Genomic DNA, 22,282 nt, shown 5'->3' with positions numbered 1-22,282 from the left:
CCGCGGTGTCCGGACCACGTGACACCATAGTCCCGGAAGTCACCGCAGTCTCGACCGGCACCGGATCGAGCGCACGCACAGGATCACGACGAGAGGCCCCGATGGCAGAGAGCGCCGACCTCCGCAGTTGGCTCGACGCTGGCGCGCGCGCCGTCAAGCACGCCCGCGAGCGACTCGACGCGATCAACGTCTTCCCCGTGCCCGACTCGGACACGGGCACCAACCTCTACCTGACGCTCCAGGAGGGCAATCGCGCCGTCGCGAAGCTCGCTCACGACGCCACGCACCGAGAGGTGGTCGCCGCCTTCGCGCGCGGTGCGCTCATGGGCGCGCGTGGCAACTCGGGCGTGATCGTCAGCCAGTACCTCACGGCGTTCCTGTCGTCCATCGACGGCGAGGGCGGCCTGAGCCGGGTCGACGCGGCCGGCATCGCGCGCTCGCTCGACCTCGCGGCCGAGGCCGCGTATCGCGCGGTCGGATCGCCCGTCGAGGGAACGATCCTGACGGTCGCGCGCGCGGCAGCCAAGGGCGCAGCCGACGCTGTCGAGGCGGGCGCTGGTCGCGAGGCGACGGCCGTGGCGTCCGTCGTCGCGGGTCGGGCCGCGCTCGCGCTCACCCACGAGCAGCTGCCGAGCGCGCGCGCCGCCGGCGTGGTCGACGCCGGGGCGGCCGGGCTCGTGCTCCAGCTCGAGATGCTCGCGGAGACTCTCGCGGGCAGCGATGCGCTCGCGTCGCTCGACGAGGTCGAGTGGGAGGTCGACGACCGCTCCCGTGGACTCGTCGGCGATATCGCGCGGGGCCACGAGCACGAGGACGAGGGCGGCGCGTACGAGGTGATGTTCGTCGCGCGCTCGCAGGAGGACATCCGCGACGCGCTGACCGGCGAGCTCGAGACCATCGGGGACTCGGTCGCCGTCACGGGCGCCCACGACCTGTGGCAGGCGCACGTCCACACCGACGAGCCGCACCTCGCGGTCGAGCGCGGCATCGCGTCCAAGGCTCACCAGATCGTGGTGCGCAACGTGCGGCTGGGCCACGACGCGGACCGCGCGGCCACGGGCATCGTGGCCCTGACGTCGTGCCCCGGCATCGCGGAGCCGCTCGCCGATGCGGGCGCCGTCGTGCTCGTGGTGCCCGACCCCACGGCGCTCAAGCGGCGCGCGCTGAGGCGCGCCGTCAAGGACGCCTCGGGCACAGCGGCCGTGGTCGTCGCCGGGCACCCCGCGCTGCGAGCCGCCGCGCTCGAGCTCGCGCGCAAGCGGCGCAAGCCGGTCCTCACCGTCCTCGACGCCCAGCACGAGGCGCAGGTCGTCGCCGCCGTGGCCGCGGCGGCGCTGACGACGCCAGGCCAGGACCTCGCCGAGCAGATGGCGGCCGCAGCGGCGGACACGGTCGTCGGCCAGTCGACGGGCGACGCGCTCGACGAGGACGTCGACCGCATGATCGATCCCCGGACAGAGATCGTCACGCTGATCCTTGCCGCAGGCGTGCCTGACGCCGTGGCCGACGCGGTGCGGCTGTCGGTGCACGGCACGTCACCGCAGGCGGACGTCAACGTCTACCGCGGGCAGCAGGCCGCGCCGGCGGTGCTCATCGGGGTGGAACGGCAGCAGTGAGCGTGGCCGCCTCACGGCTCGACGAGCCGCTCGGGAAGGTGCTCGGCATGCGCACGGCCGGAGGGCTCGGGAGGCTGGGCCTCGAGACCGTCGAGGACCTGCTGCGCCACTACCCGCGCCGCTACGGCAGCCCCGGCGAGATGACCGAGATCGGCAGGCTCGTCCCGGGCGAGCACGTCACCGTCATGGCGCAGGTCCGCACCGCGCAGGTCCGCACCATGCGCTCCCGCGGCGGTGCGATGCTCGAGGCGGTCGTGACCGACGGGCGGGACACCCTGCAGCTGACGTTCTTCGCCAAGCGCGCGGGCGTGCTCCGCATGCACGAGTCCAAGCTGGTGCCGGGCCGCGCCGGTCTGTTCACGGGGACCGTGGGGGAGTATCGCGGTCGCCGCCAGCTCACGCACCCCGACTACATCATCGTCGGCGTCGACGCCGCCGACCAGGACGAGGCGATGCTCGAGGCCTCTCGCCCCATCCCGATCTACCCTGCGGCCGCGTCCGTCCCGACGTGGCGCATCGGCCGTTCGGTGCGGACCGTGCTCGATCCGCTGGTCGAGGAGGACGTGCCCGATCCTGTGCCGGAGGAGATCCGCAAGGAGCGCGGCTTGCCGACTCTGCTCGAGGCGCTGCGCGCGGTGCACGTGCCGGACGACCCCGAGGACTGGCGGCGCGGGCGCGATCGCATGAGGTTCGAGGAGGCGCTCGTGCTGCAGACCGCCCTCGCGCGGCGCCGTGCGGCCCGAGAGGCGCTCGCCGCGGTCCCTCGCCCGCGGGCCGGCGGTCGCTTGGTCGATGCGCTCGACGCCCGGTTGCCGTTCCCGCTCACCGGCTCGCAGCGCGAGGTCGGCGCCACGATCGCGCAGGACCTCGCCGCGGCCACGCCCATGCTGCGGCTGCTGCAGGGCGACGTAGGCGCAGGCAAGACGGTGGTCGCGCTGCGCGCGATGCTGCAGGTGGTCGACGCGGGCGGGCAAGCGGCGCTGCTCGCGCCCACCGAGGTGCTCGCGGCGCAGCACCTGCGCACGCTCGAGCAGCTCCTGGGGCCGCTCGGGCACGGGGGAATGCTCGGGGGCGCCGACACCGCGACGAGGGTCGCGCTCCTCACCGGATCCCAGGGCTCGAAGGCTCGCCGCGTCGCCCTTGCGGAGGCCGCCTCGGGCGCGGCCGGCATCGTGGTGGGCACGCACGCGCTGCTGAGCGAGGGCGTGCAGTTCGCGGACCTCGGGCTCGTGGTGGTAGACGAGCAGCACCGCTTCGGCGTCGAGCAACGCGACGCGTTGCGCGCCCGAGGCGCGCACCCGCCGCACATGCTCGTCATGACGGCTACGCCGATCCCGCGCACGGTCGCCATGACGGTCTTCGGAGATCTCGAGACGTCGCTCCTGACGGAGAAGCCCGCGCACCGCGCGGAGATCGCCACGCACGTGGTGCCCGCCGACAACGAGGCGTGGCTCGCGCGCGCTTGGGCGCGCGTGCGCGAGGAGGTCGACCAGGGCCGCCGGGTCTACGTGGTGTGCCCGCGCATCGACGCCGACGACGCCCCGGAGGAGGCCGATGCGCTCGCTGGGGCCCCCGAGTCCGACGCCGGGGGAGCGCTCGAGCTGGACGACGGTGCAGGTGAGGCGCCGAAGGCGCCGTTGGCGTCCGTGTCCGAGACGGCTGTGATGCTCGGCGAGCGCCCCGAGCTCGCCGGCGTGCGCATCGGCGTCATGCACGGGCGGCTGGCGCCCGAGTCGAAGGACGCCGCCATGGCCGCGTTCGCCTCAGGCGAGGCGCCCGTGCTCGTGTCGACCACGGTGATCGAGGTGGGCGTCGACGTGCCCGACGCGACCATGATGGTCGTCCTCGACGCCGAGCGCTTCGGCATCTCTCAGCTCCACCAGCTGCGCGGCCGCGTGGGCCGCGGCTCCCTGCCGAGCGTGTGCCTGCTGGTGTCGCGCGCTGAAGAGGGCACGGTGGGCAAGGAGCGCCTCGACGCGCTCGCGGCGACCACCGACGGCTTCGAGCTCGCCGAGAAGGACCTCGAGCTGCGCCGCGAGGGCGACGTGCTCGGCGCCGCGCAGTCCGGGGGGCGCAACTCGCTGCGGCTCCTCCGGGTCGTGCGTGACGCCGCGCTGATCGACGAGGCGCGCGCGGTGGCGCGACGCATCGTCGACGCCGACCCCGAGCTGCACGAGGCACCGGCGCTCGCCGCCGCGATCGATTCGTGGCTCGGGGAGGACCGCGAGGAGTTCCTCGAGCGCGGCTGAGCCCCGCCCTACGCCTGTGGCAACGCGCCGATGACCTCGGCGAGCACGTCGAGCCCGGCGTGCGCGTCCTCTGCGGTGATCACGCACGGCGGCACCATGTGGATGCGGTTGTCGGCGACGATCGGCAGCACGCCGCGCTCGATAAGGCCGTTCTTGACCGCGCCGACGGTCGCTGGTGAGGCCGGCTCGCGCGTGACCGCGTCGGCGACCAGCTCGACGGCCCAGAACACGCCCTTGCCGCGCACCTCGCCCACGACGTCGGGGCGCGCGGCGGCGATCGCGTCGAGGCGCGGCCGGAACACGTCCTCGCCCACGGCCTTGGCATTGTCGATCACGCCCTTGGCGGCGAGCGCATCGAGGCTCGCGACGATGGACGCCATCGCGATCGGGTGCCCCGAGTAGGTCAGCCCACCAGGGAAGACCTTGTCCTCGAAGTGCTGCTCGATGCGCTCCGACATGATCACGCCGCCCACCGGCACGTAGCCCGAGTTGACGCCCTTCGCGAAGGTGATGAGGTCGGGGGTCGCGCCGAAGGCGTCGAGCGCGAGCCACTCGCCGGAGCGGCCGAATCCCGCCATGACCTCGTCGAGGATCATCACGATGCCGAACTCGTCGCACAGCGCGCGCACGCCGGGCAGGTAGCCGTCCGGCGGGACCAGGACTCCGGCGGTGCCGGGGATGGTCTCGAGGATGATCGCGGCGATGCCGGCCGGGCCCTCCGCCTCGATGGTGCGGCGCAGGTGTCGCAGCGCACGCTCGCACTCCTCCTCCGGGGTCGCGGCGTGGAACTCCGAGCGGTACAGGTACGGCGTGAAGACGTGGACGTGGTCCGTCGCGTACTCGTTGGGCACGCGACGCCAGTCACCGGTCGCGACCACGGCGGCGCCGGTGTTGCCGTGGTACGAGCGGTAGCCCGAGATGACCTTGCGGCGGCCGGTGAGCTGGCGCGCCATGCGGATCGCGTTCTCGTTGGCGTCCGCGCCGCCGTTGGTGAAGAACACCTTGGTGAACCCGTCCGGCGCGCGCTCGACCACCTTGCGCGCCGCCTCGCCACGCACCGCGATCGCGTGCTGCGGGGCGACCGTGGTGAGCAGCTCAGCCTGCGCCTTGATCGCGTCGACGATCGCGCGGTTGCCGTAGCCGATGTTCGCGTTGATGAGCTGGCTCGAGAAGTCGAGCAGCTCGCGGCCGTCCTCGTCCCACAGCCGGGTGCCCTCCGCGCGCGCGATGGTGAGCGGCGCGAGCGTGGCCTGCGCGGACCACGAGTGGAAGACGTACGAGCGGTCGTTGCTGAGCGTGTCGGTCATGGGGCCACCTCTGTCGGGATCGTGCGGGGAGGGAGGGTGGAGGGGCGACAGTAGGACCGCCGCCCCTCCACCACGGTGACTGCTACTGGCCGCCCTCGGTGAGCTCGACGTCGAGAGGCGTGTAGGTCCCCTCGACCTCGACGCCCTCGTCGGCGAGCTCCGCGAGCGCTGCCTCGATGTACTCGTTCGAGTATGCCGACTCCGCGGGCTCCGTGGTGATCAGGTTGAGCCCGTCCTGGTTCACGGCTGCGAGCGCGCCCGCGACGGTCTGGTCCCAGGCGGCCTCGTCGACCACGCCGAAGTCAGCTCCGGTCCAGATGAGCTTGTTGACCTCGTTCATCTGCCACAGCTGGTGCACGGGGCCCACGGGGAAGGCGAGCTCGGCGTTGACCGCGTAGTCGTAGACGATGGTCGCGGCCTCCTCCGGGTTGTCGCGGGCGAAGATCCACCCCATCGTGACGGCCTTGAGGAAGCGCACGGCGGCGTCCGCGTAGGCCGGGTCCTCGTCGAGGCGCACGGTGTCCGCCCAGATCGCATCCTGGAGCATCGCGCCGGACGTGTCCTCGTACGAGACGACGTTGAAGTCCTCGGGCTGGTAGAGCTCACCCGTGTCGGGGTTCACGACCTCGAGGATCTGCGCCCACTCGTTGTAGGTCATCGCCTGGGCGGCGTCCACGTCGCCGTCGAGGAGGGCGTTCATCGAGAAGTCCTGGGTGGTGATCGACACGGTGGTCGAGTCGAGGCCCTCGTCCGCCATCGCGGCGAAGATCTCCCACTCATTGCCGAAGCCCCACGAGCCGATGCGCTTGCCCTCGAAGTCCGCGACGGACTCGATGCCGCTGTCCGCCCACGACACCTGGAGGGTGCCGGAGGTCTGGTACACCTGCGCGATGTCGGTCAGCTCGACGCCGGTGGCCTCGAGCGTGCCGAGGACCTTCGGGACCCACGCGATCGCGAAGTCGACGTCGCCCGCGACGAGCGCGTCCTGCGGCACGATGTCGCCGCCCGACGGGACGATCTCGACGGAGTCGAAGCCCTGCTCCTCGAAGTAGCCCTGGTCGAGAGCGACGTAGTAGCCGGCGAACTGCGCCTGCGGCAGCCACTGCAGCTGCAGGGCGACCTCGGTGAGCGGCTCGAAGTCCTCGGTGGTCTCCTCGGTCGTGGCGCCGTCGGTGGGCTCCTCCTCGGACTCGCCGCTCGAGCACGCGGCGAGCGTGAGCGTGGTGAGGGCGACGGTGGACGCGGCGATCAGGCCGCGTCGTGTGCTGAGTCTCATGCTGAACCTTTCCTGGTGCTGCTGCTGGTGGGTGCTGCGGGTGGTGCTGTCGGCTAGGCCGACGTACGCCTCGACGCGAGCCGCTCGAGCAGCGACGCGACGAGGAAGAATGCGAGGCCGATGAGGATGCCGCCGGCCACGTACGCCCACGCGAGGTCGGCGCGTCCCGACTTCGCGTAGGTGGCGATGGCCGTGCCGATGCCCTCGGCGGGTCCCCCGAAGTACTCCGCCACGAGCGCGGAGATGACGGCCAGCGAGCTCGCGAGGCGCAGACCCGTCGTGAGGTAGGGAAGCGCCGTGGGGAACGTGAGCAGGCGGAAGGTCTGGTCGGGCGTCGCCCCGGAGGCGCGGAACACGTCGCGATGCACGGCGCGTGTCTGGCGCAGGCCGCGCAGGACGTTGACGAACACCGGGATGAAGGCGGCGAGGCCGGCGACGGCCTGGCGGCCGAACTGGCTCGAGGCGCCGAACATGGTGTTGAGGACGGGGGTGATCGCGACGATCGGCACCACCGCGAGCGCGGCGACCAGGGGAGCGGTCATGCCGTCGAAGGGGCGCGCCGCTGCGGCGAGCGCGGCGAGGACGATGGCGATGGCCGAACCAACGAGCAGGCCGACCAGCGCGTTGGTGCCAGTGACCATCATGTCCGCCCAGATGATGTCCCAGCGTGCGACCAGCTCTTGCAGGATCGACACGGGATCGGGCAGCATGCGCGGCGCGGCGCCGAGCACCGAGGTGTAGAGCATCCACAGCGCGAAGCCGATGACGCCGACCACGATGGGCGCGACGTAGCGCGCCCATCCGGGCAGCGTGCGGGGCTCGGCGGCGGTCATCGCTCGTTGGGCCTGTCGACCTGGGTGCCGTGGAGCGCCTCTCGGACTGCGGTGACGCGCTCGAAGTACGCGGGCGACTCGCGCAGCGCCTCGTCGCGCTGGCCGTCGAGGCCGACGGTCACGACGTCGGTGATGCGCCCAGGGCGCGGGCTCATCACGACCACGCGGTCGGACAGGAACACGGCCTCCGGGATGGAGTGGGTCACGAACACCACGGCCGCCTTGGTCTCCGCCGCGATCCGGGTGAGCTCGGACTGCAGGTACTCACGCGTCATCTCGTCGAGGGCGCCGAACGGCTCGTCCATGAGGAGCAGACGCGGCTCCGACGCGAGCGCCCGCGCGATGGCGACGCGTTGCTGCATGCCGCCCGAGAGCTGATCCGGGTAGTGGTCGACGAACTCCTCGAGGCCCACGAGCGCGGTCAGCTCGGACACGCGGTCGGCACGGCGGCGTCGGTCCTGGCCGCGCAGTTGCAGCGGCAGCCCGATGTTGTCGCGCACCGTGCGCCACGGGAGCAGGCCCGCCTGCTGGAACGCGATGCCGTAGTCCTGGTCCTGCCGTGCCTGGCTGGCCGACTTCCCGAAGATCTCGAGATGTCCGGCGCTCGTGGTCTCGAGGTCGGCGATGAGTCGCAGCAGCGTCGACTTGCCGCAACCCGAGGGGCCGATCAGCGACACGAACTCGCCCGCGGCTACCTCGAGGTCCACGCCCGTGAGAGCGACGACCTCGCCGCGCGAGCCGGTGAACACCTTGTCGACGCCCGTCGCCTTCACGGCGGCCGGCAGTGCGCTGGTCATGAGGTGGCCTCTCCTCGTCTGTAGTCCTTGAGCCCCACGCCGATGAGGGCGACGGAGCCGGCGGCGATGAGTCCCAGGACCACCGCACCGAAGATGGGTCCCCACGGTGCCGCGGGGTCGGACGACCCCTGGCCCGCGAGCTGGATGAGCATGCGTCCCAGCCCGCCGCGCATCCCGATCGACACCTCGGCGACGACGACGCCGAGCACCGCGTTCGCCGCTGCGAGTCGCAACGCCGGAAGCAGGTGCGGCACGGCGGCCGGCAGGCGCAGGCGGACGAGCGTGGGCCAGTAGCCCGCGCCGTAGGTGCGCATCAGGTCGAGGTGGATGCGGTCGGGCGACTGCAGCCCGCGCAGCGCACCGACAGCGACCGGGAAGAACGCGAGATACGACGCGATCACCGCGACGGACAGCCACTGGGGCCAGGGCGTGCCCGACCGGTCGATCTGGTTGCCGATCGCGTTGATCACCGGCGCGAGGGCGATGAGCGGCACGGTCTGGCTCACGACGATCCAGGGCAGCAGCCCCCACTCGAGCAGCCGCCAGCGCTGCATGACGAGGGAGAGGCCGAGGCCCACGGTCACGCCGAGCAGCCAGCCGACCGCAGCGATCCCGAGGGTCACGGCGGCGGCGGTCGCGACGGACACGATGAGGAGGGGAGAGTCGCCGCCGGAGGTGGGCTCGAAGAGCCGCGTCACCATCGCCCACACGTGCGGCATGGCGCGATCGTGGGTGCGCGGCAGGATGATCTGACCCGATCCTGCCTCGTCGGTGTCGCCGACGGTCACGCCCTCCTCCGGCCCCAGGTACTTGTACAGCTCCCAGAGGACGATCACGGCGAGGACGCCGGTGACGCCCCACCCGACGCTCGACGCGCGCAGCGGCGCGCGACGAGCGGCGCGGGTGGTCGTCCGGTCGCTCATGCGGTGGCCGTGACGTGCTCCGCGACACCGGGGATGACGTGCTCGCCGTACTGGCGGAGCGTCTCCTCCTTGTTGTCGTGCTGGAGGTAGCCGGCGAACTGCGTGCAGCCCGCGTCGCGCAGCTGCTTGAGCTTGTCGATGTGCTCGTCGACCGTGCCCAGGACGCAGAAGCGGTCGACGATCTCGTCGGGGACGAACTCGGTGTGGGAGTTCCCCGCACGCCCATGCTCGTTGTAGTCGTAGCCCTGGCGTCCCTTGATGTAGTCGGACAACGCCGTGGGGATCGAGCCGTCGTCGCCGTACTTCTCCACGATGTCCGCGACGTGGTTGCCCACCATGCCGCCGAACCAGCGGCACTGCTCGCGCATGTGGTCCCAGTCCTCGCCCACGTACATGGGCCCGGACACGCAGAACTGCAGCGACTCGGGGTCGCGTCCGGCGTCGTCAGCCGCGCTCTTGACCGTGTCGATCATCCAGCGGGTGATGTCGACGTCCGCGCACTGCAGGATGAACCCGTCGCCCACCTCGCCCGCGGCCTTGAGGGCGAGCGGACCATAGCCCGCGACCCAGACCTCGAGCTCGCTCGTCTTCGCCCACGGGAAGCGCAGGGTCGCGCCGTTGTGCTCGACCTCGCGGCAGTTGGCGAGCTCGCGGATCACGTGGATGGACTCGCGCATCTCCCGGACGCTCACGGGCTTGCCGTTGAGCGTGCGAACGGCGGAGTCGCCGCGGCCGATGCCGCACACCGTGCGGTTGCCGTACATCTCGTTGAGCGTCGCGAACGTCGACGCCGTCACCGTCCAGTCGCGGGTCGCCGGGTTGGTGACGTAGGGGCCCACCTTGATGCGATGGGTCTGCGCGAGGATCGCGCTGTGGATCACGTAGGGCTCCTGCCACAGCAGGTGCGAGTCGAACGTCCACGCGTGCGAGAAGCCGTGCTCCTCTGCCATGCGGGCGAGCGCGACGGTGCGCTGGGCGGGCGGGTTGGTCTGTAGGACCACTCCGAAGTCCATGGGGCCTCCTTGAGCCTGTCCCGGTCGCACCGGGCTGCGAGGGGGTGGCGGTCGTCTAGATCAGGTACTGCGACAGGCCGCGCTTGAGGAACGAGCCGTGGCCCTTGGTGCCGTGGAACTCGCCGTCGCTCACGAGCACGGTGCCGCGGGAGATGACGACGTCGACGTGGCCGTCGATCTCGTAGCCCTCCCACGCGGAGTGGTCCATGTTCATGTGGTGCGTCTTGTCCACGCCGATGGAGGTGTGGCCGTTCGGGTCGTACACGACGATGTCCGCGTCGGCTCCCGGCTGGATGACGCCCTTGGTGCCGTATAGGCCGAACATCCTCGCGGGCGTGGTCGAGGTCAGCTCGACCCACCTCTCGAGCGTGATCTGGCCGGTGACGACGCCCTGGTACATGAGGTCCATGCGGTGCTCGATCGAGCCGATGCCGTTCGGGATCGCACGGAAGTCGCCCTTGCCGAGCTCCTTCTGGTCCTTCATGCAGAAGGGGCAGTGGTCGGTCGACACCATCTGCAGGTCATTGGTGCGCAGCGCCTGCCACATGTGGTCCTGGTGGCCCTCCTCGCGAGAGCGCAGCGGCGTGGAGCACACGTACTTCGCGCCTTCGAAGCCGCCCCACTCGTCGCTCATGGCGCCCAGCTGCTCCTCGAGCGACATGTACAGGTACTGCGGGCAGGTCTCGCCGAAGACGTTCTGGCCGTTGTCGCGGGCCGTCGCCAGCTGGGCGACCGCCTGCTTGGCCGACACGTGCACGACGTACAGCGGCGCGCCGGTGAGGTGCGACAGCATGATGGCGCGGTGGGTGGCCTCTTCCTCGGCCTGCCAGGCGCGCGCGATGCCGTGGTAGTACGGCTCGATCTTGCCCTGCTTGACGAGCTGCTCGGCGAGGACGTCGATGACGGGCCCGTTCTCGGCGTGCATCATCGTCATGAGGCCCGTGTCCGCGGAGATCTGCATGGCCTTGAGGATCTGGGCGTCGTCCGAGTAGAACACTCCGGGATACGCCATGAACATCTTGAAGCTGGTGATGCCCTCGTCGATGAGCTTGGGCAGGGCTGCGAGCGAGTCCTCGTCGACGCCGCCGATGATCTGGTGGAATCCGTAGTCCACGTGGCAGTTGCCTGCCGCGAGCTCGTGCCAGTGGGCGAGCCCGTCCTGGACCTTCTCGCCGGTGCGCTGCACCGCGAAGTCGATGATGCTCGTGGTGCCGCCCCAGGCGGCCGCCGCGGTGCCGGTCTCGAAGGTGTCGGAGGCGAACGTGCCGCCGAAGGGCAGCTGCATGTGAGTGTGGGCGTCGATGCCGCCGGGGATGACGTACTTGCCGGTCGCGTCGATGACGGCGTCGACGGTCGAGGCCAGGTCGTGGCCCAGGGCCGTCGAGCCCGGCTCGAGGACCGCGACGATGCGCGCGCCGTCGACGAGCACGTCCGCGGCGACGCGGCCGGTGGCGGAGACGACGGTGCCGCCCTTGATCAGCGTGGTGGACATCAGCGTCTCCTTACGGTGCGGTGATCTCGTCGTAGGTGTCGGGGCGGCGGTCGCGATAGAACTGCCAGTCGTCGCGCATCTGCTGCACGAGGTCCATGTCGAGGTCCCGGATCATCAGCTCCTCCGACTCGCCCGAGCCGAGTTCTCCCACGTAGTTGCCGCGCGGGTCGACGATCTGCGACGTGCCGTAGAAGTTGACCGCCTCGTCGCCGTACTCGTTGTCCTCGAGGCCCACCCGGTTGGGCGCGAGGACGAAGTATCCGTTCGCCACGGCCGCGGCAGGCTGCTCGACCTCCCACAGCCGGTTCGACAGGCCCGGCTTGGTGGCGTTGGGGTTGAAGGCCAGGTGCGCGCCGTTCATGCCCAGCTCGCGCCAGGCCTCGGGGAAGTGGCGGTCGTAGCAGATGATCACGCCGACCTTGCCGACGGCGGTGTCGAACACCGGGTAGCCCATGTTGCCCGGGCGGAAGTAGAACTTCTCCCAGAACTTCTCGACGTGCGGGATGTGGTTCTTGCGGTACTTGCCCAGGATGGTGCCGTCGGCGTCGACGACCACCGCGGTGTTGTAGTACACCCCGGTCTGGTCCTCCTCGTAGATGGGCAGCACCATCACCATGGACAGCTCCTCCGCGAGCGCGGCGAAGCGCTGCACGATCGGGCCGTCGGCGGGCTCCGCGTAGCGGTAGTACTTCTTGTCCTGGGTGATGCCGAAGTACGGGCCGTAGAACAGCTCCTGGAAGCAGATCACCTGCGCGCCCTGCGCCGCGGCGTCGCGGGCGAACTGCTCGTGCTTGTCGAGCATCGACTCCTTGTCTCCCGTCCAGGTGGTCTGGGTGATGGCCGCTCGGATGACAGTCATGGCGTGCTCCTGATCTGGGGTGCAGAGGTCCGGGGGAGTGCGGTGATGATTTGATATTCTGGAACCTAAACATTTCCCTGCCGTTTCCCGAGGTGACATCGCGGTTACGGCGAGGACACGAATTCGGCGCAAACCGCCCGGGAGCCAGCCATGACGCTCGACGTGATCGTCGCCGAGGTGGACGAGCCGACGCCCCGCGGCATCGCGGCGGCCATCGCGATGCTCATCCGCACCGGCGAGCTGCCGCCGGGAACGCGGCTGCCGACCGTCCGCGAGCTCGGCGCCGCTCTCGGGGTCAGCCCCGCCACCGTGTCCCACGCCTGGCAGGCGCTGCACGGCGCCGGGCTGGTGAAGGCGCGAGGCAGGGCCGGCACGGTCGTGCTCGAGCCCCGGACGCCGCCCCTGCCCGGGCACTCGCGCGGACTCGCGGCGCGGGCCACCGGGGCGGATCCCGTCGCGGTGCGGCTCGACCTCGCCGGCGGGCAGCCGGATCCGCTGCTGCTTCCGGACATCCGCCCCAGCCTCGAACGCGTGGCGCCGGCGCGCGCCGCGGTCACCAGCTACCTGCAGCCGCCGCTGCTGCCCGAGCTGGACCCCGTGCTCCGGGAGCTGTGGCCGTACGACCCGCGGGCCCTGACCGTCGTCGACGGCGCGATGGACGGCGTGCAGCGCACGCTCGCGGCGGTGTCGCGCTTCGGCGACCGCGTCGTCGTCGAGAGCCCCGGCTTCCCCTTGCTGCTCGACCTGCTCGCGCATATGCACCTCGAGGCGGTGCCGGTCGCGCTCGACGAGCGCGGCATGCGCCCCGAGGCTCTCCGCCTCGCCCTCGACTCTCGTCCCGCAGCCGTCGTTCTGCAGCCGAGGGCGCAGAACCCGACGGGCGCTTCGATGGACGCGGATCGAGCACGGGAGCTCGCCGAGGTGCTCGTCTCTCATCCCGAGGCGCGAGACGTGACCGTGATCGAGGACGACCACTCTGGCGCGATCGCCACCGCGAGCGCCGTCAGCCTCGGATCGCACCTTCCCGAGCGGACCGTGCGGATCCTGGGCTTCTCGAAGGCGCTCGGGCCGGACCTGAGGATCGCCGCGCTCGGCGCGCCGCAGGACCTCGTCGACGAGCTCGTCGCGCACCGCGTGCTCGGCCCCGGCTGGACGTCGCGCCTCATCCAGTCCGTCGTGCTCGACCTGCTCACCCACGACGAGCCGCGCCGGCAGATCGCCCGGGCGCGGCACGCCTACTACGTGCGCCAGCGGGAGCTGTCCACCGCGCTCACGGCGCTGGGGCTGCCGATGCGCGCCGCGGACGGGCTCAACGTGTGGATGCCGGTCGGCGACGAGCGCAGGGCCCAGGTGAATCTTGCGGCGCACGGCATCCGCGTGACCCTGGGCAGCGCATTCGACGTCACCTCGGCGCGGGACGCCACGGCGGGACCCGCTGGCGACCACGTACGGGTGAGCATCGGCATGCTCAGGAGCGCCGTCGGCGAGGTCGCCGCCGCGCTCGCGCGCGCCGCCGCCTGACGCCCCGCCCGCGCGGCCGTCCGCACAGCCGCCCGCACGCGAAACGCCGGCGCAACACGGCGGCGCTAGCGTGTGGTCTGCGAGCCCCTGGCCGGTCATGGCATGGTGCACGCCGCCGGGTCTGGCGGCAGGTTCGACAGTTGCGTTCCACCACCGCGTTTCGCCATCGCGCCTCGGCGCGCGCAAGGAGCTCCCATGCCCACGTTCCGCACCCCTCTCGCGGCCGCATCGGCCCTGATCCTGGCGGCATGCGCGGCCCCCGACGCCGCAACCACTGACGCCGCAGCGCCCGCCACTGCCACGCCATCGGTCTCCGACCCCGCGCCCGAGGTGGCGGCGACAGCCGCGTCCGCCCCCGCCACTGTCGACAACTGCGGCACCGAGGTGCCGGTCGGGGAGAGCCCCGAGCGCATCGTCGCTATCAAGTCGAGCGCTGCCGAGCTGCTCCTCGCCCTCGGCCTCGAGGACCGCATCGTGGGCGCCGCGTTCCTCGATGGACCCCTCGCGCCGCGGGCCGGCGATGCCGGACACGAGGTGCCGATCGTCAGCGACGGGCTGCCCGGCCAGGAGGCGGTGCTGTCCCTCGAGCCGGACGCGATCTTCGCCGGGTGGGAGTCCAACCTGTCGGTCGACGGCGCCGGCGAGCGCCCGCAGCTCGAGGGCCTCGGGATCCTCACCTATGTCGCGCCGTCGGCGTGCAAGGACGCCGAGCATCAGCCGCACCCCATGACGTTCCCCCTGCTGATGGACCACGTCCGCGAGGCGGGACTGGTCTTCGGTGCGGAGACGGAAGCGCAGGAGCTCGCGGTGGATCTCGAGGACCAGCTCGCGGCGATCGCGCCCGACGCCCGTGGGCTCAGCGCCCTGTGGTACTCCTCGGGCTCCGACACCCCCTACGTGGGCGCGGGGATCGGGGCGCCGCAGATGGTGATGGAGGCGGCGGGCCTCGCCAACATCGTCGGAGACGTCGAGGACACGTGGACGTCGGCGAGCTGGGAGGCGGTTGCCGCCGAGGACCCGGACGTGATCGTCCTCGTCGACGCGGCCTGGAACACCGCGGACGACAAGATCGCGGTGCTCGAGGACAACCCCGCGACCGCGCAGCTGAGCGCGGTCCAACAGAGCAACTACGTCGTCGTGCCGTTCGCGGCGAGCGAGGCGGGCGTGCGCAGCGTCGACGCCGTCGCGAGCATCGTCGACCAGCTCGGCGCGATCGAGGTCGAGGACTGAGCGATGGTGGCTTCTGCCCGCTCGGCCTGGGGGCTCAACGTGGGCTTCGCGCTGATGCTGATCGCCTCGCTCGCGGCCGCCGCGAGCATCGGCGTCGCGGGACTGAGCCTGGGCACCGTGTGGTCCGTGGTGGCGGGGCACCTCGGGCTTCCCGCCGCACAGGTGGGCGCCCTGACCGATGCGATCGTGTGGGACATCCGGGTCCCGCGAGCCCTCACCGCCGCGGCCGTGGGCGCGGGCCTCGCGGTCGCCGGCGTGGTGATGCAGTCGCTGACCCGCAACCCTCTCGCCGATCCCTACCTGCTCGGCCTGTCCTCGGGCGCCTCGCTCGGCGCGGTGGCGGTGCTGCTGCTGGGGCTCGGGAGCGCCGTCGCGCTGTCCGTCGCGCTGCCTGCTGCGGCGTTCGCGGGTGCGTTGCTCGCGCTCGCGGCTTCGCTCGCGATCGCGCGCGCCGCCGGAGCGATCGGGCCCGCGACGGTGGTGCTGGCGGGGCTCGCCGTGTCGCAGTTCTTCGCGGCCGTCACGTCGTTGGTGATCTTCCTCACCGCCCAGGGCGACTCCTACCGGCAGGTGCTGTCGTGGTTGCTCGGCTCGCTGGCGGGGTCGACGTGGACCACCGTCGTCGTCACCGTTGCCGCGCTCGTGGTCGTGCTGCCGGTGGTCGCGGCGTGGGTCGCCCGGCTCGACGCCTTCGCCCTGGGCGACACCGCCGCGCAGGCGCTCGGGTTCTCGGTGCGCTCCACTCGGCTGGTGCTGTTCGTCGCGGTGTCGCTGCTCACGGGCGCGATGGTGTCCGCCTCGGGCGCCATCGGGTTCGTCGGGCTGATCCTGCCGCATCTCGTGCGGGGGCTTACGGGCGGGATGCACCGCCGGCTGCTGCCCGCCGCCGCCCTCGGTGGGGCCGTGTTCCTGGTGTGGGCGGACACGCTGGCGCGGACGATCGTCGACCCGCGCGAGCTGCCGGTGGGTGTGGTGACCGCGGCGATCGGCGTCCCGGTCTTCGTGGTCGTCCTCGTGCGGGCGCGGCGCAGGAGCGCCGCATGACCGGCGCCGAGGTCAGGATCGAGGGCCTGAGCGTGACGCGCGCCGGACGCCGCGTGCTGGACGACGTGTCGATCGCGCTCGACCGGGGAGCGGTGCTCGGCGTCGTCGGGCCCAACGGTGCCGGGAAGTCCACGCTGCTCGGTGCGCTCGCCGGCATCCTGCCCGTGTCCGACGGACAGGTCCTCCTGGACGGGCGCGACCTCGCGACGCTGAGCCGCCGCGAGGTCGCACGCTCGGTCGCGTGGATGGAGCAGCACAGCGAACGCGACATCGCGATGACCGTCGAGGAGATCGTCGGGCTGGGCACGTTCCCGCACCGCGAGCGCGGCTGGACGCGCTCGCGCCAGGCCGATGCGGTCTCAGGGGCCCTCGACGCGGCAGGGGCGGCGCACCTGACTCGGCGCGCGTGGGCCCAGCTGTCGGGAGGGGAGCGGCAGCGGGTCAGCATCGCGCGAGCCCTCGCACAACGTCCGCGGGTGCTGCTGCTCGACGAGCCGACCAACCACCTCGACGTGGCCGCGCAGCTCGCCACGCTGGAGTTCGTCGCGGGCCTGGGCATCACCGTGGTCGCCGCGCTGCACGACCTCAACCACGCGGCGCGGTACTGCGACACCGTCGCCGTGCTCGACCGCGGGCGGCTCGACGCTCTGGGCGACCCCCGGGAGGCGCTGTCGACCGAGACGATCGCGAGGGTCTTTGGCGTCGCGACGTCCGTGCTCAGCCACCCCGACGACGGGCGTGCAGTGATCGCCCTGGACGGTCAGCTCCGAGGCTGAGTCTCAGCATCGGCTTCGAGCGGTGCCCCAGCTCGCCCGAGCTCGTAGGCCTCGCGCGCGCCCCAGCGGAACAGGTCGCGGTCGGCGCCGCGCACGAGCGCCCGCACCCCGGGCCCTGCGTCCTCGGTGACCACATCGAGGCCCCTCACCACCGCCACGGGACGCTGGGACGCCTTGCCCTTCACGAGGTCCGCCGCCGCCGCGACCTCGTCGGCCACAGCGGTGACGGACACGTTGAGGGCGCGGCCGTGCGCATCGGCGCTACCGCGGAGGTCGTCGAGCACGGCCACGTGCGCCGCCCCGATCGCTAGGTCCGTCTGTCCCTCGCGCCACGGGCGGCCGAACGTGTCGGTGATGATCACGCCCACGCGCACCCCGGCGAGTTCACGCACCGTCGTGGCGATCGAGCGCGCGGACGCGTCGGGGTCGAGCGGCAACAGCAGGACGTGGCCGTCGGGGACGTTGGAGGCGTCGACACCCGCGGCGGCCATCACGAAACCGTGCCGGGTCTCGACGATGCGGGTGGTGCCGTGCGCGCCCTCGCGGCTCGCGACCACCCGCACGGACTCGGAGGTGATCGCGGCCTCGCGGTCCTCGGCGGGCATCAGTCGGCCCTCGGCCTTGGAGACGATCTTGCTGGCGATCACGAGCACATCACCTGCCTCGAGTCCGCGTGGGTCGGCGTTGCAGGCGGCGTGCACGAGGGATGCGAGGTCGTCGCCCTCGTGCACCTCGGGCAGGCCGTCGACCGCCCAGATGCTCAGGGCGTCCATGGTCCTCGTGCGGTCATGGCCTCAGCGTGACAGGTGCGGGACCACGGAGGAGGAGAACTCGTCGATCCACTCGCGCTGGTTGCGGCCCACGTTGTGCAGGTAGATGCGGTCGAACCCCATGTCGACGTACTGCTGGATGTGGGCGCGGTGGACATCGGGGTCCTCGCTGATGACCATGCGACCCTCGAAGTCCTCCGGGCGCACCAGCTTCGCCATCTGCTCGAGCTCGAAGGGGGAGCGGATGTCGCCCTTGGGGAACTTCATGCCGCCGTTGGGCCACTCGGTCATGGCGTTGGCGAGGGCCTCCTCGTAGGTGGGGGCCCACGACATGTGGAGCTGCAGGACCTTCGGCATCTCGTCCGGGGACTTGCCCGCCTCGCGGGCGCCCGCGTGGAAGCGGTCGAAGAGGTGCGCGATCTTGTCGACCGGAGCCCCGACCGTGATGAGGCCGTCGGCGACCTTGCCGGCACGCTTGGCGGTGACCGGGCCGGCGGTCGCGACGTAGATGGGCGGCGCCTCGTCGGGCATGGTCCACAGGCGGGTGGACTCGAGCTTGTAGAACGTGCCGGTGTGCTTGACGTCCTTGCCCGCGAGGGAGCCCGTGAACAGCTTGCGGATGATGTCGATCGCCTCGAACATGCGGTTGATGCGCTCGGCAGGCTCGGGCCAGTACTGGCCGACGATGTGCTCGTTGAGCGCCTCGCCTGAGCCCAGCCCTAGCCAGTGGCGACCGGGGTACATCGCCGCGAGCGTCGCGGAGGCCTGCGCGACCATCGCCGGGTGCCAGCGGAACGTGGGAGCGGTGACGCCCGGCCCGATGTCGCCCACGGTGCGCTCGCCGAGCGCCGTCAGCACGTTCCACACGAACGCCGACTGGCCCTGCTGGGGCACCCACGGCTGGAAGTGGTCCGCGGCCATGACGCCGCTGAAGCCGCGCGACTCCGCGTGCGCGCTGAGCTCCACCGCCTCCATGGGCGCGAACTGCTCGAGCATCGCTGCGTATCCGATGGTGAGGTCAGCCATGGCGTCTCCTTGGGGTGAGGGCTCGAGACTAGGCTCGCGCGATTTCCGGCGTGTAACGCCTGGCACACGGGCGGATTACGCACGCGTGCCGGTTTGGCGATGGTGCCGCGGTGGGGTCAAGATGGGGCCCTGATCGCCGTCCCGATGCAGGGAGGCGCACCCCCCCATCTCACCAGGAGAGAGCATGTCGCAGCGCGTCGCCGTCGTCACCGGAGCCAGCAGTGGGATCGGTGCCGCCACGGCCCGAGCGCTTGCGGCGGACGGCTGGCACGTGGTGCTCGGCGCGCGTCGCGTCGATCGCCTCGAGGCGCTCGCGACCGAGATCGGTGGCGAGGCGTTCCACCTCGACGTGACCGACCCCGCCTCGGTCACGGCGTTCGCGCAGGGCCTGTCGCGCTGCGACCTGCTCGTCAACAACGCCGGCGGTGCGCTGGGCACGACCTCGGTCGCAGAGGCGGACGACGCCGAGTGGCTGCAGATGTTCGAGATGAACGTCATGGGCACGCTGCGGATGACCCGAGAGCTGCTGCCGGCGATCCGCTCCTCGGGTGACGGGATCGTCGTCAACGTCGGGTCGATCGCGGCGCGCGAGCCGTACCGCGGAGGCGCGGGCTACAACGCCGCCAAGCACGCCGTCGCGGCGATGACGCGCGTACTGCGCATCGAACTCGGCGGCGAGCCCGTGCGCGTGTCCCAAGTCGACCCCGGGATGGTGGAGACGGAGTTCTCGATCGTGCGCTTCGGCGGCGACGAGGCGCGCGCCGCGAGCCTCTACGAGGGCATGGACGCGCTGACCGCGGAAGACATCGCGGAGACGGTGCGATGGATCGCCTCCCTGCCCGCGCGCGTCAACATCGACACCATGCTCGTGATGCCGCGCGACCAGGTCTCGGCGCAGAGCATCCACCGACGCGCCTGAGGCGAAACGTTTCGCGCGCGCGGTCGGTGCGGCGGTAGCGTGAGCGCATGCCCCACGCGCTCGACCCCACCCCGGCCCTGTCCGACCTCCGCGCGCGCGCCGAGCGCGAGCTCGTGGACGACGTGTTGCCGTTCTGGGAGGAGCGCGCGTTCGACGGCGACGGCTGGCTCGCGGGCACCGTGCGCGACGACCTCACGGTCGACGTCGAAGCCCCGCGCCACGCGGTGCTCGCCTCGCGCATCCTGTGGACGTTCGCCGAGGCCGCGCGGGCCGATGCGGGCGGTGAGTCCCAGCGCTGGCTCGCCGTGGCGAGGACCGCGCACGCGCTCGTGACGGGCCCGTTCTGGGACGACGAGCACGGGGGAGTGGTGTGGGCGCTCGACGCCGATCGTCGTGTCGTGGCGGACCGCAAGCAGGTGTACGCCCAGGCGTTCACGATCTACGGGCTCGCGGCCTATGCGCGCGCGGCCGCTGACGACGCCGCGCTCACGCGAGCGCTCGACCTCTTCGCGCTCCTCGAGGAGTACGCGCGCGACCGTGAGCTCGGCGGGTACTGGGAGGCCCATGCCCGCGACTGGAGCGCGCTCGACGACATGGCGCTGTCAGACCGCGACATGAACGTGCCCAAGTCGATGAACACCAACCTGCATGTGCTCGAGGCGTACTCGACGCTGCTCGACGTCAGCGGAGACGCTCGCGTCGCGGAGGCGCTCGCCGCGCTGCTCGACGCGAGCCTGACGCACATCGTGCACCACGAGCCGTGGGCGTTCAGCGCGCTGTTCTTCGACGCTGCCTGGACCTCCCAGGTCGACACCATCAGCTACGGCCACGACATCGAGGGCAGCTGGCTGCTGTGGGAGGCCTACGAGGCGCTCGAGCGCGCCGGCGCAGCGACGCCCGAGCTGGAGCGACGCACGCGCCACGCGGCCCTGGCGCTCGCTGAGGCCGTGAGGGCGCACGGCGTCGACGCCGACGGCTCCGTGATGTACGAGGGCGACCCCGACGGCGTCACGAACCCTGAGAAGCACTGGTGGCCCCAGGCAGAGGGCGTCGTGGGGTGGCTCAACGCGTTCCAGATCGGCGGGCGCGACGCTGACCTCGCCGCGGCGCTCAACGCGTGGGAGTTCCTCGACAGGCACATCGTCGATCACGCCGGCGGCGAGTGGTGGGCCCAGCTCGACCGCGACCGCAGGCCCATGGTCGAGGCCGAGGGCAGCTGCCGCATCGGCCCGTGGAAGTGCCCGTACCACAACGGCCGCTCGTGTCTCGAGGTCATGCGTAGAGTGGCGGCGTGACACGCATCATCGCCGGCGACCTCGGCGGCCGGCGCATCGCGGTGCCGCCGCGTGGGACACGGCCCACGACGGATCGCGTGCGCGAGGCGCTGTTCTCCCGGCTCGACCACGAGGACGCGCTGCGCGGAGCACGCGTGGTCGACGTGTACGCGGGCTCCGGCGCCCTGGGGCTCGAGGCACTCAGCCGCGGCGCGGAGCACGCGACGTTCGTCGAGTCGGCGAGCGCCGCCGCACGCGTGCTCCAGGGCAACATCCGCGACCTCGGCCTCGGGCCGCGCGCGCGGCTGGTGCGCGAGAAGGCTCTGAGCGGGCTCGGGCGAGCGACGAAGGTCTGGGACCTCGCGTTCCTCGACCCGCCGTACGACATCGCGCGCGACGACTTGGCGGCGGTGCTCGAAGCCCTCGCCCCGCGGCTCGCCTCGGGGGCTCCTGTGGTGCTCGAGTGGTCCTCGCGCGCCGGGGACGCGCCCTGGCCGGCGGACATCGAGGCGGTGCGGTCCAAGGACTACGGCGAGACTCGCCTGCACTGGGCCGAGCGACGCTGAGCCACCATCGCGTGACGCGCGACGCGTAAGTCCGACGCTGAGCCACCATCGCACGACGCGGGGCACGCAGATCCGACGCTGAGCCACCTTCGGGACGCTCAGGCGGCAGGATCCCCATCTGAGCGCGGCAATGGTGCGTAGTCGTCGGTTTCACGCACCCCGCGTTTCCTGATGGTGGATGAGCGACGCTCGCGACGCGCGCCGGGCGGCTCCGGTAGCGTCGAGCCATGACCGTCGCCGTCCTGCCGGGCACCTTCGACCCCGTGACGCTGGGCCACCTCGACATCGCTCGCCGGGCGCGTGCGCTGTTCGACGAGGTGATCGTCGCCGTCGCGCACAACTCGACCAAGGCCCCGCTGCTGAGCGTGGACGAGCGCGTCGCCCTCGCGCGCGCCGCGACGAGCGACCTCGACGGCGTGAGCGTCGAGTTCGTGGACGGGCTGCTCGTCGACTTCTGCGTGCGGCGCGGCGCCGGTGCGATCGTCAAGGGCCTGCGCGGGGGAGCGGACTACGACTACGAGCGCCCGATGGCCCTCATGAACCGCTCGCTCACGGGCGTCGAGACGGTGTTCATCACCGGCGACAACGCGCTCAGCCATGTGGCCTCCTCGCTCGTGCGCGACGTCGCCCGCCACGGCGGCGACATCTCGGCGTACGTCCCCGACGGGGTGGCCGATGCGGTCGCGAAGGCTCTCGTGCGCGACACTGGTGCGTAGCGGCCGCAGGTGTGCCGCCGCGCGGCGGACGTCAGGTTGAGAACAGGGCGGTTCATCGCGTAAAGTAGTTCGTCG

General features: G+C 71.8%; 20 protein-coding genes. 10 read left to right on the top strand and 10 right to left on the bottom strand.

Going from position 1 to position 22,282, the window contains the following annotated elements; translation table 11 throughout:
• The first annotated feature begins 101 nt into the window (after window positions 1–101).
• Both B7K25_RS08345 and B7K25_RS08340 read left to right on the top strand, forming a co-directional pair.
• The gene (locus B7K25_RS08345; RefSeq protein ID WP_084105369.1) at window positions 102–1,616 is read left to right on the top strand and encodes a DAK2 domain-containing protein; all 1,515 of its coding nucleotides are present in this window, start codon (window positions 102–104) and stop codon (window positions 1,614–1,616) included.
• Window positions 1,617–1,663: 47 nt separating this feature from the next.
• Window positions 1,664–3,865: an ATP-dependent DNA helicase RecG gene (locus B7K25_RS08340; RefSeq protein ID WP_084105870.1), complete on the top strand. Its 2,202-nt coding sequence runs from the start codon at window positions 1,664–1,666 to the stop codon at window positions 3,863–3,865.
• An 8-nt stretch (window positions 3,866–3,873) separates the two neighbouring features.
• On the opposite strand, the gene B7K25_RS08335 is transcribed toward B7K25_RS08340, so the two are convergent.
• From B7K25_RS08335 to B7K25_RS08300, 8 genes are all read right to left on the bottom strand, one after another.
• The gene (locus tag B7K25_RS08335; protein WP_084105367.1) at window positions 3,874–5,172 is read right to left on the bottom strand and encodes an aminotransferase class III-fold pyridoxal phosphate-dependent enzyme; all 1,299 of its coding nucleotides are present in this window, start codon (window positions 5,170–5,172) and stop codon (window positions 3,874–3,876) included.
• Between the two features lie 82 nt (window positions 5,173–5,254).
• Window positions 5,255–6,448, bottom strand: a complete 1,194-nt coding sequence (locus B7K25_RS08330; RefSeq protein ID WP_084105365.1) for an ABC transporter substrate-binding protein — start codon at window positions 6,446–6,448, stop codon at window positions 5,255–5,257.
• A 53-nt stretch (window positions 6,449–6,501) separates the two neighbouring features.
• Window positions 6,502–7,281: an ABC transporter permease gene (locus B7K25_RS08325; protein ID WP_084105363.1), complete on the bottom strand. Its 780-nt coding sequence runs from the start codon at window positions 7,279–7,281 to the stop codon at window positions 6,502–6,504.
• A complete protein-coding gene (locus B7K25_RS08320; RefSeq protein ID WP_084105361.1) occupies window positions 7,278–8,078 on the bottom strand; it encodes an ABC transporter ATP-binding protein in 801 nt (266 codons plus the stop codon). The genes B7K25_RS08325 and B7K25_RS08320 overlap by 4 nt, the downstream gene beginning before the upstream one ends.
• Window positions 8,075–9,001 carry an ABC transporter permease gene (locus B7K25_RS08315; protein WP_084105359.1) on the bottom strand — a complete coding sequence of 309 codons (927 nt, stop codon included), beginning with the start codon at window positions 8,999–9,001 and terminating at the stop codon, window positions 8,075–8,077. Before B7K25_RS08315 ends, B7K25_RS08320 begins: the two co-directional genes overlap by 4 nt.
• The gene (locus B7K25_RS08310) at window positions 8,998–10,014 is read right to left on the bottom strand and encodes a TIGR03842 family LLM class F420-dependent oxidoreductase (RefSeq protein WP_084105357.1); all 1,017 of its coding nucleotides are present in this window, start codon (window positions 10,012–10,014) and stop codon (window positions 8,998–9,000) included. Before B7K25_RS08310 ends, B7K25_RS08315 begins: the two co-directional genes overlap by 4 nt.
• A gap of 55 nt (window positions 10,015–10,069) precedes the next feature.
• Window positions 10,070–11,506: a dihydropyrimidinase gene (gene hydA / locus B7K25_RS08305; RefSeq protein WP_084105355.1), complete on the bottom strand. Its 1,437-nt coding sequence runs from the start codon at window positions 11,504–11,506 to the stop codon at window positions 10,070–10,072.
• 10 nt (window positions 11,507–11,516) lie between these two features.
• Complete coding sequence (locus B7K25_RS08300) at window positions 11,517–12,365, bottom strand: nitrilase-related carbon-nitrogen hydrolase (protein ID WP_084105353.1); 849 nt, start codon at window positions 12,363–12,365, stop codon at window positions 11,517–11,519.
• A 150-nt stretch (window positions 12,366–12,515) separates the two neighbouring features.
• On the opposite strand from B7K25_RS08300, the gene B7K25_RS08295 reads away from it, so the two are divergent.
• The 4 genes from B7K25_RS08295 (at window position 12,516) to B7K25_RS08280 (ending at window position 16,936) form a co-directional block, all read left to right on the top strand.
• Window positions 12,516–13,886: an aminotransferase class I/II-fold pyridoxal phosphate-dependent enzyme gene (locus tag B7K25_RS08295; RefSeq protein ID WP_084105351.1), complete on the top strand. Its 1,371-nt coding sequence runs from the start codon at window positions 12,516–12,518 to the stop codon at window positions 13,884–13,886.
• Between the two features lie 195 nt (window positions 13,887–14,081).
• On the top strand, window positions 14,082–15,116 hold the full coding sequence (locus B7K25_RS08290; protein WP_084105349.1) for a putative F420-0 ABC transporter substrate-binding protein: 1,035 nt from the start codon (window positions 14,082–14,084) through the stop codon (window positions 15,114–15,116).
• A gap of 3 nt (window positions 15,117–15,119) precedes the next feature.
• Complete coding sequence (locus tag B7K25_RS08285; RefSeq protein WP_084105347.1) at window positions 15,120–16,160, top strand: iron chelate uptake ABC transporter family permease subunit; 1,041 nt, start codon at window positions 15,120–15,122, stop codon at window positions 16,158–16,160.
• Window positions 16,157–16,936 carry an ABC transporter ATP-binding protein gene (locus B7K25_RS08280; protein ID WP_084105345.1) on the top strand — a complete coding sequence of 260 codons (780 nt, stop codon included), beginning with the start codon at window positions 16,157–16,159 and terminating at the stop codon, window positions 16,934–16,936. The genes B7K25_RS08285 and B7K25_RS08280 overlap by 4 nt, the downstream gene beginning before the upstream one ends.
• On the opposite strand, the gene B7K25_RS08275 is transcribed toward B7K25_RS08280, so the two are convergent.
• Both B7K25_RS08275 and B7K25_RS08270 read right to left on the bottom strand, forming a co-directional pair.
• On the bottom strand, window positions 16,921–17,709 hold the full coding sequence (locus B7K25_RS08275) for a coenzyme F420-0:L-glutamate ligase (protein WP_084105343.1): 789 nt from the start codon (window positions 17,707–17,709) through the stop codon (window positions 16,921–16,923). The genes B7K25_RS08280 and B7K25_RS08275 overlap by 16 nt on opposite strands.
• A 21-nt stretch (window positions 17,710–17,730) precedes the next feature.
• On the bottom strand, window positions 17,731–18,732 hold the full coding sequence (locus B7K25_RS08270) for a TIGR03557 family F420-dependent LLM class oxidoreductase (protein WP_084105341.1): 1,002 nt from the start codon (window positions 18,730–18,732) through the stop codon (window positions 17,731–17,733).
• 184 nt (window positions 18,733–18,916) lie between these two features.
• Between B7K25_RS08270 and B7K25_RS08265 the strand changes: the two genes are divergently transcribed.
• From B7K25_RS08265 to coaD, 4 genes are all read left to right on the top strand, one after another.
• Complete coding sequence (locus B7K25_RS08265) at window positions 18,917–19,651, top strand: SDR family NAD(P)-dependent oxidoreductase (protein ID WP_084105339.1); 735 nt, start codon at window positions 18,917–18,919, stop codon at window positions 19,649–19,651.
• A gap of 47 nt (window positions 19,652–19,698) precedes the next feature.
• Window positions 19,699–20,946 (top strand): AGE family epimerase/isomerase, encoded by a 1,248-nt coding sequence (locus tag B7K25_RS08260; protein WP_084105337.1) that lies wholly within the window; start codon window positions 19,699–19,701, stop codon window positions 20,944–20,946.
• Window positions 20,943–21,491, top strand: a complete 549-nt coding sequence (gene rsmD, locus B7K25_RS08255) for a 16S rRNA (guanine(966)-N(2))-methyltransferase RsmD (RefSeq protein WP_084105335.1) — start codon at window positions 20,943–20,945, stop codon at window positions 21,489–21,491. Before B7K25_RS08260 ends, rsmD begins: the two co-directional genes overlap by 4 nt.
• 227 nt (window positions 21,492–21,718) lie before the next feature.
• Entirely contained in the window at window positions 21,719–22,207 is a 489-nt protein-coding gene (gene coaD, locus B7K25_RS08250; RefSeq protein ID WP_084105333.1) for a pantetheine-phosphate adenylyltransferase, read from the top strand.
• The last annotated feature ends 75 nt before the right edge of the window (window positions 22,208–22,282 follow it).

The sequence above is a fragment of the Demequina sp. NBRC 110056 genome (assembly GCF_002090155.1).
Lineage (GTDB): Bacteria > Actinomycetota > Actinomycetes > Actinomycetales > Demequinaceae > Demequina.
The sequence above is the reverse complement of the archived record's forward strand: the minus strand, read 5'-3'. Positions and strand labels throughout refer to the sequence as shown.